This is a genomic window from Lysobacter sp. CA196 (genome assembly GCF_052078695.1).
GTDB lineage: Bacteria > Pseudomonadota > Gammaproteobacteria > Xanthomonadales > Xanthomonadaceae > Lysobacter.
Genome location: NZ_JBQJIN010000016.1, coordinates 1 through 15,057 on the forward strand (window position 1 = coordinate 1; position 15,057 = coordinate 15,057).

A 15,057-nucleotide genomic window follows, 5' to 3' on the forward strand; every position below is an offset into this window, starting at 1 on the left:
GACGTCTCACCTCAGGTGTTGCACTTGAGCTTAGAGACCGCCTTACCTTTCTTTTGTTGCTTTAGACAAAAGAAAGTAACCCGCCGCTTTAGTGGCGGAAGCTTTTGGCGTTTGATCTTGTTTCTTATAGAAGCCTCAAGCAAGGGCAGAGCTTCCGTCCGCTGACGCGGCCGGGTTACTTTCTTTTGCTAAGCCCAAAAGAAAAGTAACTGCACTCTCAAGTTGCAAGGGCACAAGCCCGCACGAGCGATGCATACGCAGGGATGCTCCAGACAGGCCATCCATGGCCTGCTTGCGCACGGCCCGCATCCTTGCGGGCCGCCCTACGGGTCTGCTTTTGACCGACAAAGCAAAGCCACAAAACGAAGCAGATCAAAATCTCGGCAATGGCAATGGCAATGGCAATGGCAATGGCAACAGCAACGGCAGAATCCTCATGACGGCAACCGCCCACAGGACCCCATTGCTTGCACCGCGCCGTCGTTGCGGCATAGTGCCGGACTCCGCCCAGTCGCCTGTCCCGTCAGACCTATGACCGCCAGTTCCGTATCGCCGTCCGTCCCCGTCCCCGCGCGCCGGCTCGACCGCAGGGACGCGCGCACGCTGCTGCTGTCCGCGCTCGGCGGCGCGCTGGAGTTCTACGATTTCGTCATCTTCGTATTCCTGACCGCGACCCTGCGCCAGTTGTTCTTCCCGCCGGGCATGCCGGGCTGGCTCGCCGAGTTGCAGGTCTACGGCATTTTCGCCGCGGGTTATCTGGTGCGCCCGATCGGCGGCATCGTCATGGCCCACTTCGGCGACCGCTCCGGGCGCAAGCGCATGTTCGCGCTGAGCGTGTTCCTGATGGCGCTGCCGACCCTGTGCATCGGGCTGTTGCCGACCTACGCCCAGATCGGCATCGCCGCGCCGCTGTTGCTGTTGTTCCTGCGCATCGTGCAGGGCATCGCGATCGGCGGTGAGGTGCCAGGTGCGTGGACCTTCGTCGCCGAGCACGCGCCGCCGGGCCGGGTCGGTTTCGCCTGCGCCAGCCTCACCGCCGGCCTCACCGCGGGCATCCTGATCGGCTCGCTGATCTCGACCGCGATCAACACCTGGTTCGCGCCGGCCGAGGTGCTGGGCTGGGTCTGGCGGGTGCCGTTCCTGATCGGCGGCGTGTTCGGTTTTCTTGCCGTGTACTTGCGGCGCTGGCTCAGCGAGACTCCGGTGTTCACGGCGATGCGCGAAAGCCGGCAGTTGGTGCGCGAACTGCCGCTCAAGCAGGTGCTGCGCGACCATCGCGCCGGCGTGGTCTTGTCGATGCTGGTGACCTGGCTGCTGACCGCCGCGATCGTGGTGATCATCCTGATGACCCCGACCCTGATGCAGAGCCAGTTCGGCATCGCCCCGCAGCGCGCCTTCCTCGGCAACAGCCTCGCCGCGTTCTGCCCGACCTTCAGCGCCATAGCCGGCGGCCTGCTGGTCGACCGCCTCGGCCGCGGCCGTGCCTTGCTGATCGGCTCGCTCGGCGTGTTCGCGAGCAGTTTCGCGCTGTACTACGACCTCAATCACGGCGGCGCCTACTTCCTTCCGCTGTACGCTTTGGCCGGGGTGTTCGTCGGCGTGGTCGGGGTGATCCCGGCGGTGATGATCGCGGCCTTCCCGGCGCCGGTGCGTTTTTCCGGGCTGTCGTTCTCGTACAACATCGCCTATGCGGTGTTCGGTGCGCTGACGCCGCCGTTGATCGGCACCCTGGCGCCGAAGCTCGGCGGCATGACCGCCGCTTATTACGTCATGGCCGTGGCGGTGATCGGGGTGCTGGTATCGGTGTATCTGCTCAGGACCAAGCAGCGCTTTCACGAGCATTGAGCACTGTCAGGTCGCGGAGCGAAGAGCAAATCCCCCACGGCCGCTGCGCGGCCGTTCGCCCCCTTTGTCAAAGGGGGCAACTACAGCGGCCGCGAGCCAATGCGGTTGTGACAATCACTGAAGCCGCGACACGGCTCTGAACGCAGCTGCGATCGGTCCGGATCAACACACCATCACGAAGTAGCTGCCGAACAGCCACAAGCCCAGGGTCCATAGGCAAAGCATGGCCACGGGCGCGGCCAGCAACAGCGGCAAGCGCCGCGTCCACTTCAGGCCGCGGCTCGCCCGCACCGCGCCGAATACCGCCGCGAGTCCCAGGACGAAGAACAGGCCCAATACGCCGAAGCCCAATGCCCAGAACAGAGCGCCCTTCTCGCCGCTGCCGGGCGGGCACTGGGTGGTCGCGCCCGCCCATTGCGGCAACGATGCGGTCAGCAGCGCCGTCCACCGCAACCAGCGGCTCCGCTTCGATCCATCGGTTCGTGTCATCGCGCCCTCCGTGCCTTGCACTGGATCGTATCGCAGGGGCATGCGTTGTATTCGACGATGCGGCTCTCAGCAGAACCGATCTCGACAGTACCGGCATCGACAGTGCCGGCTTCGACAGTATGATTTCGGCAGCCGCATTGCTGATAGCACGGACGTTTGGTGAGGCAGCGGGGCCCCGGCGCTACAACCCCGCCGCACGCTTCCAGAAATAGTGCGTCAGCGGCGGCAGCTTGCCGGCCAGGCCGAGCATCGGTCCGCGCAGCAGGGTCGCGGCGAAATCGTCGTTCGAGAACACCCGGTTCAAGCCCTCGAAGCCGTAGGCGGCGAGTGCATTCTCGCTGCGTCGCTCGCGCGCCCAACGGGCCAGCCGCGTCGGCGATCCCAGGTCGAGCCCGCGCTGGTACGCCTGTTTGAGGCTGCCGCGCAATGCAGCGATGTCGCGCAGGCCCAGGTTGACGCCCTGCCCGGCCAGCGGATGCACCACGTGGGCGGCGTCGCCGGCGATCACGACACGCCCGGAGACGTAACGCTGCGCGAGTTGCCGACGCAACGGAAACGCGGCGCGTTGCGACACCCGGGTCAAGGCGCCCAGACGCCCGCCGAAGGCGCGTTCGAGTTCGATCAGGAACGACGCATCGTCGGTAGCCAGCAAGCGCTCGGCTTCTGCCTCGGGCAAGGTCCAGACGATCGAGCTGCGCCGGTCGCGCGTGCCTGCGTCGCCGAGGGTCGGCAGGAACGCCAGCGGCCCGCCCGGCAGGAACCGCTGCCAGCAGGTCGCTTCATGGCTCAGTTCGCTGTCGACGTAGGCGACCAGCCCGCGCTGACCGTAGTCGTAGGTCGGCGCATCGATACCGCTGAGGCGGCGCAATTTGGATTCCGCACCATCGGCTGCGACCACCAGGCGTGCGCGCAAGCGGCGCCCGCCTTCGAGGATCACGCCGACGCTGTCCGGCGCATCGAGTTCCAACGATTCGACTTGATCGGGGCAATGCAGTCGCACGCCGGCCGCGGGCAAGGCCGCCCACAGTTTGTCGACCAACAGCGCATGCTCGACGATCCAGCCCAGTTCGCGACGGCCGAAGGCGTCGGCATCGAAATGCAGTTCGCCGCCGCCGGCCGCGTCCCACACGCGCATCGCGCGATAGGGCTGCAGGCGCGCCTCGCGCACGCCCGACCAGACGCCCAGGTCGTGCAACAAGGCGGCGTTGTCGGGAGCGAAGGCGTATACGCGCAGGTCCGGCCGCTCGCTGTTCCAGCGCGGCGGCTCGCGGGTTTCGACCAGGGCCACGTCGAGTCCGTCGCGGGCGAACGCCAACGCTGCCGCCGCCCCGACCACGCCGGCGCCGACCACGATCACGTCGAGCAGATCGCGCCGGCTCATGCGCGGCCTCCGAACGAACGCACGTCGTCATGTTCGCCGCGGCACAAGGCCGGCACGTCGCCGCGATAGCCCATCGCGCCGCCGACCAGGAACGATTGCGCGCTCGGCAGGCGGTCGACCGCGAACAGGCCCAGGCTGCGCAGCGGGCGCATCAGGCCGCTAGCGTTGGCGGCCAGTCGCGCCGCGCCGTCGGAGAACGCGACCGTGCGGTCGCGGTCGGAGGCGCGGCGCTGCGCATAGCGTTCGAGCAATCCGGCGTCGCCGCAATCGACGGCGCCGTCGGTGCCGCTGGATGCCAGCTGGCGTTCGATCAGTTCGGCCAGGGTCATGGCATCGCGCAGGCCGAGATTGAAGCCCTGCGCGCCGATCGGGTGGATGGTCTGAGCGGCGTTGCCGACCAGCACTGCACGCCGTTCGGTGGTACGTCGCGCCAGCACACGGATCGCCGGGTACAGGCTGCGCGCGCCGCAGGCGAGGAAGCGCCCGGCACGCCAGCCGAACGCCTCCTGGGCGCGGGCGATGAAGCCGGCTTCGTCCAACGCGGCGACTTCGTCGACACGCGCGGTGGCGACGCTGTGGATCAGGCCGTAGTGACGATCGCCGCGCGGCAATAGCGCGGTGGGGCCTTCGGCGCCGAGCCGCTCGTAGGCGGTGCCGTCGGGTACGCGTTCGCCGCGCAGCCGGGTCACGAACAAGGTCTGGCCGTAATCGTATTCGTCGGCGCCGATGGCGAGCGCTTCGCGCACGCCGCTGCGGGTGCCGTCGGCGGCGACCAGCAGGCGCGCGCGCAGGACCCGTTCGCCGGCGCCGTCGGCGACGCGGATCGCGCGCCAGGCCGGGTCGCCGTCGGCGAGGCCGACGAAGCGCACCGGGCGGTAGCGCTGCAGGCGCGGCAACTCGGCCAGGCGCGCTTCCAGTGCCTCGCCGAAATCGCGGGCGACCACGATGCGGCCGAACTCCTTGCGGCCGTAGCGCTCGGCTTCGAGCACGGCACGACCGAAGTCGCCGCGGCGGCTGATGTGGATGCGCCGGATCGAGCCGGTCGGCGCGCGCAGCTTGGCCAGTACGCCGAGCGCAGTCAGGGCATTGACGGTGGCTTCGGCGAAACTCAGGTTGCGTTCGTCGAACACCGCCGGCAAGGCGCCCGGCGGCGCCGCCTCGACCAGGCCGACATCGAGGCCGAGCCGATCCAGCGCGATGGCGAGACTGGCGCCGACGAGGCCGCCGCCGACGATCAGGACGTCGTGGCTGGCGTGCACCGCGGACTCGTCCGCGCTGGGCGTGGCGGGGGCCGGCATGGCTGCAGCCGGCGTCTGCCCGTCGGGGGCGTCTACGTCTGGATTCATGCGTTCATGATACGACCGCGCCCGCGGCGAGTCTGTCGGCGCCGGCCCGGAACCTGTGCATGGGGCGGTCATCGTCGCCAAGGATCAAGTACTTAGCATCGCATCGGGCGGCGATCCGTTCACGGTGGACGGCAAACCGGCACTTTCGTCGCAGGTTCCTTAGAATGGCCGGATTGGCGCGCCAGTCCGGCGTCAGGAGCCAGAGTCATGAAGCCGAACACCCAACGCAGCCTTGTCCTGGCCTTGCTGGCCCTGTTGATGGTCGCCACCCGCGTCAATCACTGGACGCCGATCCCCGACGCCTCCTGGGCCGTGTTCTTCATCGGCGGCTTCTACCTGCGCCAGTGGACCCGCTGGGCCTTCCCGGCGCTGATGGCGCTGGCCGTGGTCGTCGACTACGCCGTGATCACCCGCCAGGGCATGAGCTTCTGGGATCACTACTGCGTCTCGGCGGCGTACTGGTTCCTGGTCCCGGCCTACTTCTCGATGTGGGCCGGCGGACTGTGGGTGTCGCGCAACTACAAGCGCAGCTGGGGCACGCTCGGCCTGGCTGCGGTCGCCCTGCTCGCCTCGACCGTGGCCTGCCAACTGCTGAGCCAGGGTAGCTTCTACTGGCTGTCGGCCTCGGTCGCCGAGAAGACCGTCGCCGGCTGGGCCGCCAACTACTTCGAGTGGCTGCTGCCCTACCTGCGCACCACCGCCACCTATGTCGGCATCGCCGCCGTGGTCCAGGCCATCGCCGCATCGGCGGTCAAGTCGAAGGCGTCGCCGACGCACTCCGACGACGCCCGCAAGCTCTGACCGCGCGCGTCATCGATGGGCAACCGTCTCTCTAAAATCTATACGCGTACCGGCGATGACGGCAGCACCGGTCTGGGCGACGGCAGCCGCATCGCCAAGGACTCGGCCCGGGTCAACGCCTACGGCACGGTCGACGAAGCCAATTCGACCATCGGCCTGGTGCTCGCCAGCGAATTGCCGGACGCGATCCGCGAACAACTGGTGGCGATCCAGCACCAGATGTTCGACCTCGGCGGCGAGCTGTGCATTCCCGGCCATGCGGCGATCTTCGATGCCGACATCGACCGCCTCGAACAATGGCTCGACGGCCATAACGACGAGCTGCCGCCGCTGAAGGATTTCATCCTGCCCGGCGGCGGCGAAGCGGCGGCGCGTTGCCACATCGCCCGCACCGTGGTGCGCCGCGCCGAGCGCGAGACCGTTGCCCTGGCGCGCCTGGAAAGCGTGCGCCCGGAAGCGGTGCGTTATCTCAACCGCCTCTCCGATCTGCTGTTCGTGCTGGCCCGCGTGCTGGCGCGCACGAGCGGCCACGGCGAGGTGCTCTGGAACCACGAGCGCCGCAAGGGCTAGCGATGCGCATCTACACGCATCCGGCCTGCACGCGCCACGACCCGGGTCCGGGTCATGCCGAGCGGCCGTTGCGTCTGGTCGCCGTCACCGAAGCCCTGCGCGAAGCCTACCCCTCGCTCGACTGGCACGAAGCGCCCGGCGCGAGCCGCGGCCAATTGCTGCGCGCGCACGGCGACGCGTTGCTTGCGCTGATCCTCGACACCCAGGTCGACGGCCCGATGGCGCTCGACCCCGACACCGTACTCGCGCCCGGCTCGGCCGAAGCCGCGCTGCGCGCCGCCGGCGCCGGCGTCGCCGCGGTCGACAGCGTGCTCAAGGGCGAGGAGAAACGCGTGTTCTGCGCGGTGCGCCCGCCCGGCCACCACGCTACCTGCGACGCCGCGATGGGCTTCTGCCTGTTCAACAACATCGCCGTCGCCGCCGCCCATGCCTGCGACAAACACAACCTGGCGCGGGTGGCGGTGATCGATTTCGACGTCCACCACGGCAACGGCACCCAGGCGATCTTCGACACCGACCCGCGGGTGATGTACGTCAGCTCGCACCAGATGCCGCTGTACCCGGACACCGGCTACGCCCACGAACGCGGCGTCGGCAACATCATCAACGCCCCGTTGCCGGCCGGTACCGGCAGCGAAGGCTTCCGCAAGGTCTGGCGCGAGCACCTGCTGCCGACCATCGATTCGTTCCGTCCGCAGTTGCTGTTGATTTCCGCGGGCTTCGACGCCCACCGCCGCGACCCGCTGGCCCAGGTCGAGCTGGACGGCGAGGATTTCGCCTGGATCACCCGCGAACTGGTGGCCATCGCCGAGCGCCACGCGCTGGGCCGCGTGGTCTCGATGCTGGAAGGCGGCTACGACCTGGCGGCCCTACGCGAGAGTGCGGTGGCGCATGTGGGCGCATTGATGGAGTGAGGCGCAAGGCGCCTGGGGTGCGGTCGTGGCGCCCCTGTCTCGGTTTCGTCCTGTAGCCGTTATCCCAGCGCTACGTGGCGAGTTGCGTCGCGAGAACGCAGCAACGCGGTCGCGGCTTGCGCCGCTCCTACCCAGAAGCAGTTTCGCGGTTGCCGTTGCCGTTGCCGTTGCCGTTGCCGTTGCCGTTGCCGTGATTTTGATCTGCTTTGCCGCTTTGCCGGTCAATTGAAGACCCGTAGGGCGGCCCGCATGGATGCGGGCCGTGCGCAAGCAGGCCATGGATGGCCTGTCTGGAGCATCCCTGCGTCGGCTTCGATCGTGCGGGCTTGTGCCCTTGCAAGGAGAGCCCTTTTCTTTGAATCACAGGCCCGCACGTTCGATGCCGACGCCGGGATTTTTCATACGGGACATCCCTGTCCCGATGAAAAACGGCCTGCATCCATGCAGACCGCCCTCCGGGTCTTCGATTGCCTTCGCTAGTGCGATTCGACGCACAGCTAGAGCTAAGGCCAAGGGCCAAACAATGCCATCCACGAACGGGAACACACAGGCTTGAAGATCACGGTCGCGGCTTGCGCCGCTCCTACCCTAAGGGCGACGGCCAGTATCGGCGCGAAATCGAGAGATTGGTCGCGGCTCACGCCGCTCCTACAGAGAGTTACCACGCCACCGGCCAAGCCTCAGCCCGCCGGCTCCGCCTCGAACCCCAGGGCCGCCGAGTTGATGCAATAGCGCAGACCGGTCGGCCGCGGGCCGTCCGGGAACACGTGGCCCAGGTGCGACTGGCAGCGCGCGCATTTGACCTCGACCCGGCGCATACCGTGACCCTCGTCGGCCACCTCGGCCACCGCTTCGGGCCGCAGGGGCTGCCAGTAGCTCGGCCAGCCGCTGCCGGAGTCGTACTTGGCTTGCGACGAGAACAGGGCCTCGGCGCAGGCGGCGCAGGTGTAGGTGCCGGCCTCCTTGTGGTTCCAGAAGCGCCCGGTGAAGGCCCGCTCGGTCGCCGAGCAACGGCAGACGGCGTATTGCTCAGGGGACAGCTGCTCGCGCCATTCAGCTTCGCTCTTCTCGATCGATGCCTGGGGGGGACTGGGAAGCTGGCTCATGACTCCTCCGTGGGGGCGGTCGCGTTCGGGGAAAATGAACGCCGATGCCGCTTAGATGGCGCCCGCGTTGCCCGCTTGCAAGGGATACGGCAAGCTAACGACCGTTTTTCCGTCCATCGGATGCTCGCGTGCGCAAACCCCTTCGCCTGCTCCCGTTGTCGCTGTGCATCGCCATCGCCCTGCCCGCTTATGCGGCGGACGACAACGAGAATTGGGGCCTGTGTCCGCTGATCGACGCCGTGCCGTCCTTCGACGACGCCCCGACCCCGACCGGCACCGCCGAACAGCGCGCCGAGCAGCCGACCGATATCGACGGCGGCACCCTGCAACGGGCCGGCACCGACGACAACATCGTCGTCCAGGATAATGTGCGCTTGAGCCGCGGCGACCAGTTCCTGGGCACCGACAAGCTCAGCTACAACCAGGAATCGGGCAAGTACACGGCCGAAGGCCATGTCCGCTACCAGGACTCGAGCATGCGCCTGGTCGCCGAGCGCGCCGAGGGCGACCAGAACGCCGACCAGCACCGCATCGACGACGTCGAATACCAGCTGACCGCGCGCCGCGGCAACGGCGGCGCCGAGCGCATCGAGCTCAACGGCCCCAAGGGCGCTCTGCACGGCTCGACTTATTCGACCTGTGCGCCGAACCAGCGCTCCTGGGAGCTGCGCGCCCACCGCATCGACATCGACACCGCCGAAGGCATGGGCGTGGCGCGCAACGCCACCCTGCGCATCGGCAAAGTGCCGGTGCTGTACGTGCCGTGGTTCGTGTTCCCGGTCGACGACCGCCGCCGCACCGGCCTGCTGTATCCGAACATCGGCCTGTCGGGCAAGAACGGTTTCGACTGGCGCCAGCCGATCTACCTCAACCTGGCGCCGAACTACGACGCCACCCTGTATCCGCGCTACATGAGCAAGCGCGGGCTGGCCATGGGCGGCGAGTTCCGCTGGCTGTACGGCAGCGGTTCGGGCGAGGTCTCGGGCAACTGGATGCCGAACGACGACCTGGCCGGCAACGACCCGGGCCGCTACACCGACTACCGTCGCGACCCGCCGGTGCAGATCCCGCGCGACCGCATGCCGGACAAGAACCGCGGCGAGTTCGCGCTGAAGACCACTCACCGCCTCGACGGCACCTGGTACGCCGCCGCCAACCTGGCCTGGGTCAGCGACAAGTACTACCTGCAGGACTTCAGCAACAGCCTGTACGGCCAGTCGGCGATCTCGCTGCGCAGCGAAGTCGGCCTGTACGGCCGCGGCCGGTATTGGGACGCAAGCCTGATCGCCGACCACAACCAGCTGGCCGACTTCACCCTGCAGGAGAACTCGCTGGCCTACGACCGCCTGCCGCGCGCGACCTTCCATTGGGCGCAGCCGTTCGGCAAGTGGGTCGAAGCCGGCGTCGACACCGAGGCCGTGCGTTTCCAGCACGAGGACGTCAAGTTCACCCCGGGCGATCCCAACGCCCCGATCGGCCTGCGCCGGGACATGCCCGGCGGCAGCCGTTTCGACGTCAAGCCCTACGTCAGCTTCCCGCTCGAAGGCGCGAGCTGGTTCATCCGGCCGAAACTGGCCTGGCGCTACACCGCCTATGAGCTGGAACGCGGCATGGCCCAGCAGATGGCCGAACAGCAGGCCGCAGCCTTCGTCGCCGCCAACCCGACGGTGCCCAACACACCTGAGCTGGTGCGCAGCTTCTACGACAAGTCGCCGAACCGCAGCGTGCCGATCACCTCGATCGACGCCGGCATGTACTTCGACCGCGAGACCGAAATCCGCGGCGACCACTACCTGCATACCCTGGAACCGCGCATCTTCTATCTGCGTGCGCCGTACCGCGACCAGGCCGGCATGCCGCTGTTCGACACCAACCCGATGTCGTTCAGCTGGGGCGCGCTGTTCCGCGACAACCGCTACACCGGCGCCGACCGCCAGACCGACGCCAACCAGCTCACCACCGCCCTGACCACGCGCCTGATCAGCCAGGACGACGGCCGCGAGCGGCTGGCGGCGAGCATCGGCCAGATCCAGTATTTCGACGACATCCGCGTCGTCGCCGGTGCCGAAACCCCGATCAAGCAGGGCAAGTCGGCCTGGGTCGCCGACGTCAGCGTGTCGCCGAGCGACCGCTGGACGATCAATGCCACCTACCAGTGGGATCCCAAGCTGCGCAGTGAGGATCTCGCGAGCCTGCGTGCGCGCTACCTGTTCGGCAACAACGGCGTGGTCAATTTCGGCTACCGCTACCGCCGCGACCTGTCGGTGTCGCCGACCGCGCCGAAGGACAGGCGCGACCTGTTCGAGCAGGCCGATTTCTCGTTCCTGTATCCGATCAACGACAACTGGAGCGTGGTCGGGCGCTACTACTACTCGATCAAGGACAAGCGCGCGCTCGAACAGATCGCCGGCGTGCAGTGGGAAAGCTGCTGCCTGGCGGTCCGCCTGATCGCCCGCCGCTACCAGCGCAACCGTTCCGAAGACCTCAACAGCTCGCTTCAGGTGGAGTTCGAGCTCAAGGGCCTAGGCTCCGCCGGCCAGAACACGGAGCGCGTTTTGCGCCGTGCTATTCTCGGTTATAACCGCGACGACCTGTATCTGGCGCCGCCGTCTCCCACGGTCAGCCGCCAAAACCGCGGCAACGACGCCGAATCGACTCTCGACCCGACCCTATGAACAAATTCTTCGCGAGCCCGCTCCTGGCGAGCCCGGTTTTGGCAAGTCTGCTGGCCGCCGGCCTGCTGTTCGGCGGGAACGTCCGGGCCCAGGATCTGCAGCCGATCGACCGCATCGCGGCCGTGGTCGACGAGGACGTGATCCTCAAGACCGAACTCGACCGCGCGATCGCCAACATCATGGGTCAGTACGCCGGCCGCAGCGACCAGCTGCCGCCGCGCGACGTGCTCGAACGCCAGGTGCTCGAGCGCCTGATCCTGCTCAAGATCCAGGTCGCCCAGGCCCAGGGCACCGGCGTGCGCGTGACCGATCAGGAAATCGATCAGGCCATCGGCGGCATCGCCAACTCGAACAAGATCAGCGTCGACCAGCTGCGCCAGCAGCTGGCCCGCGACGGCAGCTCCTACAACGATTTCCGCGCCTCGATCCGCGACGAACTGCTGGTCCAGCGTCTGCGCCAGCGCTTCGCCCAGACCCGCATTTCGGTCAGCGACGCCGAGATCGACGCGGCCCTGGCCGCTCAGGCCAACACCGGCACCCAGTACCGCCTCGCCCACATCCTGATCGCCCTGCCCGAGGGCGCCACGCCCGAGCAGATCGCGACCGCGCAGAAGAAGGTCGAGGGCGTGAAGACCCTGATCGACAAGGGCGAGATGGACTTCAACGCTGCCGCCGTGCGCTATTCCGACAGCCCCAACGCGCTGGAAGGCGGCGACCTGGGCTGGCGCAGCCTCGACGAAATCCCGGCCGCGTTCGGCGAGCTGATGCGCAAGATGAGCGCCGGCCAGGTCACCGACCCGATCCGCGGCCCGAGCGGCTTCCAGTTGCTCAAGCTGGTCGAAGTCCGCGACGCCTCGCAGTCCGGCCCGAAGCTGGTCACCCAGTTCAACGCCCGCCACATCCTGGTCCGCATCAGCGACACCGTCAGCGAAGCGCAGGCCAAGGCCAAGGCCGACACCCTGCGCGCCCGCATCGCCGGCGGCGCCAAGTTCGACGACGTGGTCAAGGAAAGCTCGGAAGACCTGACCTCGCAAGCCAAGGGCGGCGACCTGGGCTGGTTCACCCAGGACGAGTTCGGCCCCGAATTCGGCGGCGCCGTCGCGGCGCTGGCCGACAACGAAATCTCGCAGCCGATCCACAGCCAGGCCGGTTACCACATCGTCCAGCGCATCGGCAGCCGTCAAAGCGACGTCGCCGACCAGAGCAAGCGCGCCCAGGTCCAGGAGACCATCGGCCGTCGCAAGCTCGAGGAAGAATGGAACCGCTACCTGCGCGAGAAGCGCGGCGAAGCCTTCGTCGACTTCCGCGTCGGCAAGGGTGCTGAAGAGACCACCGCGCCGGCGGAACCGGCCAAGCCGGCCGCGTCCGGCGGCTGAGGTGACCCTGCCCCGGCTCGCGCTGGTGCCGGGCGAGCCGGCCGGCGTCGGGCCGGAGCTCTGCTTGCGGCTGATCCAGCAGCCGCGCGACTACGATCTGGTCGCCTTCGCCGATGCGCGCAGCCTGCGCGCCGCCGCCGACGCACTCGGCCTGCCCCTGACCCTGCTGCCGCCGGACCGCCCCTCGCGGGCTCCCGGCGAACTGGCCCTGGTCGACCTCCCCAATACCGTCGTCCCCGCCTTCGGCCAACCCGAGCCGCGCAATGCCGCAGCGGTCATCGGCGCGCTGCGCGCCGGCGCCGAGGGCTGCCTGCGCGGCGAGTTCGACGGCCTGGTCACCGGCCCGGTGCACAAGGCCGTCATCAACGAGGGCGGCATCGCCTACAGCGGCACCACCGAGCTGCTCGCAGAACAGGCCGGCTGCGAGGTGGTGATGCTGCTGGCCAACGACATCGTCCGGGTCGGCCTGGCCACCACCCACCTGCCGCTGCGCGCGGTCGCCGACGCGATCGAGCCGGTCGCGCTGGCCCGTACCTTGCGCATCATGGAGGCGGCGCTGCGCCGGGACTTCGGCATCGCCGAACCGGTGATCGCCGTGCTCGGCCTCAACCCGCATGCGGGCGAGGCCGGCCACATGGGCCGCGAGGAGATCGAGGTCATCGAACCGGTGCTGGCCGCGCTGCGCGCCCAGGGCCTGAACCTGATCGGCCCGCTGCCGGCCGACACCGCCTTCCTGCCGGCCAAGCTGCGCGGTTTCGACGCGGTGCTGGCGATGTACCACGACCAGGGCCTGCCGGTACTCAAGTACAGCGGCTTCGAGCGTGCGGTGAACATGACCCTGGGACTACCCTATCCGCGCGTCGCGGTCGATCATGGCACCGCGCTCGACCTCGCCGGCCGCGGCCTGGCCGATCCGTCGAGCCTGATCGCCGCCGCCGAAACCTGCGCGCGCATCGCGCGCACCCGCCGCAGCACGTCCGGAGGCACGCCATGACCGGCACGGCCAGATCGCATGCCAAGGGCTTCAAGCCCGAGGCCAAGAAACACCTGGGCCAGCACTTCCTGCACGACGGCGGCATCATCGCCATGATCGTGCAGGCGGTGGACCCGAAGCCCGGCGACCATCTGGTCGAGATCGGCCCCGGCCAGGGCGCGATCACCTTTCCCTTGCTCGACCGCCACGGCGAATTGACCGTGATCGAGTTCGACCGCGACCTGATCTTCCCGCTGACCGACGGCGCACGCGCCCACGGCACTCTGGAAGTGATCCACCGCGACGTGCTGACCGTGGATTTCACCGCGCTGGCCAACGAGGACAAGATCCGCCTGGTCGGCAACCTGCCCTACAACCTGTCCTCGCCGATCCTGTTCCATGCCCTCGACCACGCCGCGGTGATCCGCGACATGCACTTCATGCTGCAGAAGGAAGTGGTCGACCGCATGGCCGCCGGCCCCGGCAGCAAGGTCTTCGGCCGCCTCAGCGTGATGCTGCAAGCGTATTGCCAAGTGATCGCCCTGTTCGATGTGCCGCCGGGCGCATTTCGTCCGCCGCCGAAGGTCGATTCGGCCGTGGTGCGGATGATTCCGCATGCGCCCGACAAGATCGGCATCGCCGATCACGCCCTGTTCGCGCGCGTGGTCCGCGACGCCTTCGGCCAGCGCCGCAAAACCTTGCGCAATGCGCTCTCGCTGGTCTGCGACGGCGCCGCGATCGAGGCCGCCGGCCTGCGCCCGGATGCGCGCGCCGAGCAGATCGAAGTCGCCGATTTCGTGCGCCTGGCCAATGCGCTCGCCGCCAGCGGCGCGGTCCTCGCCGAGCCCGGCAGGAACTGAGGCCGGCGTTCGCTGCGTCTGCGCCGCGGGCCTGTGCCCATGGCGCGTGCGCAGCAGGTCTGGTCCGCGACGGCGTCGCGTACGCAAACGGCGGTCCGATGCGCCGCATGCTCATGCAGGTTTTGTGCCGGGCGCGGAGCCTGCGCGGACCGCGGTCCGGCGATTATCTCGGCTCTTGCGGTTTCCGCCGAGGCCGCTCACCGATTATCACCACCCGCGGGCCGGCCCACAATCTCGACCGCTGTTTTCGGCCGAGGATTCCGGCGCGATGCGGTTATTTTCACGACTCATTCCCGCTTCATGCCCGCTTTGCTTAAACTGCCGCAATGGAACACCACCACGACTATGCTTTCGACATCGATGTGGCGACCCGCTACCTGGACGATCAGTCCGAACCGGAGCAGGACCGCTACGTCTTTGCCTACACCATCCATATCCGCAACGCCGGCAAGATTCCCGCGCGCCTGATGTCGCGCCACTGGGTCATCACCGACGCGAACGGCAAGGTGCAGGAAGTGCGCGGCGAAGGCGTGGTGGGCGAACAACCGTGGTTGCGTCCGGGCGACGACTACGAGTACACCTCGGGCGCCGTGCTGGAAACCAGCCTGGGAACGATGGAAGGCAGTTACGCGATGGTCGCCGACGACGGCACCCGCTTCGACGCGCAGATTCCGCCGTTCACGCTCACCATCCCGCGCACCCTGCATTGAGCGCGGACCAC

The 15,057-nt window shown here is 68.1% G+C and carries 13 protein-coding genes; 9 read left to right on the forward strand and 4 right to left on the reverse strand.

Features of this window, described 5'->3' with window-relative positions:
- Nucleotides 1-531 precede the first annotated feature (531 nt).
- Nucleotides 532-1,845 carry an MFS transporter gene (locus ACTOWK_RS14830; RefSeq protein WP_441330896.1) on the forward strand — a complete coding sequence of 438 codons (1,314 nt, stop codon included), beginning with the start codon at nucleotides 532-534 and terminating at the stop codon, nucleotides 1,843-1,845.
- Between the two features lie 162 nt (nucleotides 1,846-2,007).
- Here ACTOWK_RS14830 and ACTOWK_RS14835 read toward each other — a convergent pair whose 3' ends face one another.
- The 3 genes from ACTOWK_RS14835 to ubiH form a co-directional block, all read right to left on the reverse strand.
- A complete protein-coding gene (locus tag ACTOWK_RS14835) occupies nucleotides 2,008-2,334 on the reverse strand; it encodes a hypothetical protein (RefSeq protein ID WP_441330897.1) in 327 nt (108 codons plus the stop codon).
- 181 nt (nucleotides 2,335-2,515) lie between these two features.
- On the reverse strand, nucleotides 2,516-3,715 hold the full coding sequence (locus ACTOWK_RS14840) for an FAD-dependent oxidoreductase (protein WP_441330898.1): 1,200 nt from the start codon (nucleotides 3,713-3,715) through the stop codon (nucleotides 2,516-2,518).
- On the reverse strand, nucleotides 3,712-5,013 hold the full coding sequence (gene ubiH, locus ACTOWK_RS14845) for a 2-octaprenyl-6-methoxyphenyl hydroxylase (protein ID WP_441330969.1): 1,302 nt from the start codon (nucleotides 5,011-5,013) through the stop codon (nucleotides 3,712-3,714). The genes ACTOWK_RS14840 and ubiH overlap by 4 nt, the downstream gene beginning before the upstream one ends.
- A 255-nt stretch (nucleotides 5,014-5,268) precedes the next feature.
- Here ubiH and ACTOWK_RS14850 point away from each other — a divergent pair, with 255 nt between their 5' ends.
- From ACTOWK_RS14850 to ACTOWK_RS14860, 3 genes are read left to right on the forward strand one after another with little or no spacing between them, the layout of a single operon-like run.
- Complete coding sequence (locus ACTOWK_RS14850) at nucleotides 5,269-5,862, forward strand: hypothetical protein (protein ID WP_441330899.1); 594 nt, start codon at nucleotides 5,269-5,271, stop codon at nucleotides 5,860-5,862.
- 15 nt (nucleotides 5,863-5,877) lie between these two features.
- Complete coding sequence (locus ACTOWK_RS14855) at nucleotides 5,878-6,432, forward strand: cob(I)yrinic acid a,c-diamide adenosyltransferase (RefSeq protein WP_441330900.1); 555 nt, start codon at nucleotides 5,878-5,880, stop codon at nucleotides 6,430-6,432.
- 2 nt (nucleotides 6,433-6,434) lie between these two features.
- A complete protein-coding gene (locus ACTOWK_RS14860) occupies nucleotides 6,435-7,346 on the forward strand; it encodes a histone deacetylase family protein (RefSeq protein WP_441330901.1) in 912 nt (303 codons plus the stop codon).
- Nucleotides 7,347-8,026: 680 nt separating this feature from the next.
- Here ACTOWK_RS14860 and msrB read toward each other — a convergent pair.
- On the reverse strand, nucleotides 8,027-8,452 hold the full coding sequence (gene msrB, locus ACTOWK_RS14865) for a peptide-methionine (R)-S-oxide reductase MsrB (RefSeq protein ID WP_441330902.1): 426 nt from the start codon (nucleotides 8,450-8,452) through the stop codon (nucleotides 8,027-8,029).
- Between the two features lie 128 nt (nucleotides 8,453-8,580).
- Between msrB and lptD the strand changes: the two genes are divergently transcribed.
- The 5 genes from lptD to apaG all read left to right on the forward strand — a co-directional run bounded on the left by lptD (nucleotide 8,581) and on the right by apaG (nucleotide 15,046).
- Nucleotides 8,581-11,127, forward strand: a complete 2,547-nt coding sequence (lptD, locus tag ACTOWK_RS14870) for an LPS assembly protein LptD (protein ID WP_441330903.1) — start codon at nucleotides 8,581-8,583, stop codon at nucleotides 11,125-11,127.
- Complete coding sequence (locus ACTOWK_RS14875) at nucleotides 11,124-12,503, forward strand: peptidylprolyl isomerase (protein ID WP_441330904.1); 1,380 nt, start codon at nucleotides 11,124-11,126, stop codon at nucleotides 12,501-12,503. Before lptD ends, ACTOWK_RS14875 begins: the two co-directional genes overlap by 4 nt.
- Nucleotide 12,504: 1 nt before the next feature.
- Nucleotides 12,505-13,497 (forward strand): 4-hydroxythreonine-4-phosphate dehydrogenase PdxA, encoded by a 993-nt coding sequence (pdxA, locus tag ACTOWK_RS14880; RefSeq protein ID WP_441330905.1) that lies wholly within the window; start codon nucleotides 12,505-12,507, stop codon nucleotides 13,495-13,497.
- Nucleotides 13,494-14,336: a 16S rRNA (adenine(1518)-N(6)/adenine(1519)-N(6))-dimethyltransferase RsmA gene (gene rsmA / locus ACTOWK_RS14885; RefSeq protein WP_441330906.1), complete on the forward strand. Its 843-nt coding sequence runs from the start codon at nucleotides 13,494-13,496 to the stop codon at nucleotides 14,334-14,336. The genes pdxA and rsmA overlap by 4 nt, the downstream gene beginning before the upstream one ends.
- A 326-nt stretch (nucleotides 14,337-14,662) precedes the next feature.
- Nucleotides 14,663-15,046 (forward strand): Co2+/Mg2+ efflux protein ApaG, encoded by a 384-nt coding sequence (apaG, locus tag ACTOWK_RS14890; protein WP_031373882.1) that lies wholly within the window; start codon nucleotides 14,663-14,665, stop codon nucleotides 15,044-15,046.
- The last annotated feature ends 11 nt before the right edge of the window (nucleotides 15,047-15,057 follow it).

Excerpts from the sequence above, each read along its gene's own strand:
- ACTOWK_RS14830 (WP_441330896.1), top strand. The coding sequence starts at position 532 with ATGACCGCCAGTTCCGTATCGCCGTCCGTCCCCGTCCCCGCGCGCCGG.
- ACTOWK_RS14835 (WP_441330897.1), bottom strand. The coding sequence starts at position 2,334 with ATGACACGAACCGATGGATCGAAGCGGAGCCGCTGGTTGCGGTGGACG.
- ACTOWK_RS14840 (WP_441330898.1), bottom strand. The coding sequence starts at position 3,715 with ATGAGCCGGCGCGATCTGCTCGACGTGATCGTGGTCGGCGCCGGCGTG.
- ubiH (WP_441330969.1), bottom strand. The coding sequence starts at position 5,013 with ATGCCGGCCCCCGCCACGCCCAGCGCGGACGAGTCCGCGGTGCACGCC.
- ACTOWK_RS14850 (WP_441330899.1), top strand. The coding sequence starts at position 5,269 with ATGAAGCCGAACACCCAACGCAGCCTTGTCCTGGCCTTGCTGGCCCTG.
- ACTOWK_RS14855 (WP_441330900.1), top strand. The coding sequence starts at position 5,878 with ATGGGCAACCGTCTCTCTAAAATCTATACGCGTACCGGCGATGACGGC.
- ACTOWK_RS14860 (WP_441330901.1), top strand. The coding sequence starts at position 6,435 with ATGCGCATCTACACGCATCCGGCCTGCACGCGCCACGACCCGGGTCCG.
- msrB (WP_441330902.1), bottom strand. The coding sequence starts at position 8,452 with ATGAGCCAGCTTCCCAGTCCCCCCCAGGCATCGATCGAGAAGAGCGAA.
- ACTOWK_RS14875 (WP_441330904.1), top strand. The coding sequence starts at position 11,124 with ATGAACAAATTCTTCGCGAGCCCGCTCCTGGCGAGCCCGGTTTTGGCA.
- rsmA (WP_441330906.1), top strand. The coding sequence starts at position 13,494 with ATGACCGGCACGGCCAGATCGCATGCCAAGGGCTTCAAGCCCGAGGCC.
- apaG (WP_031373882.1), top strand. The coding sequence starts at position 14,663 with ATGGAACACCACCACGACTATGCTTTCGACATCGATGTGGCGACCCGC.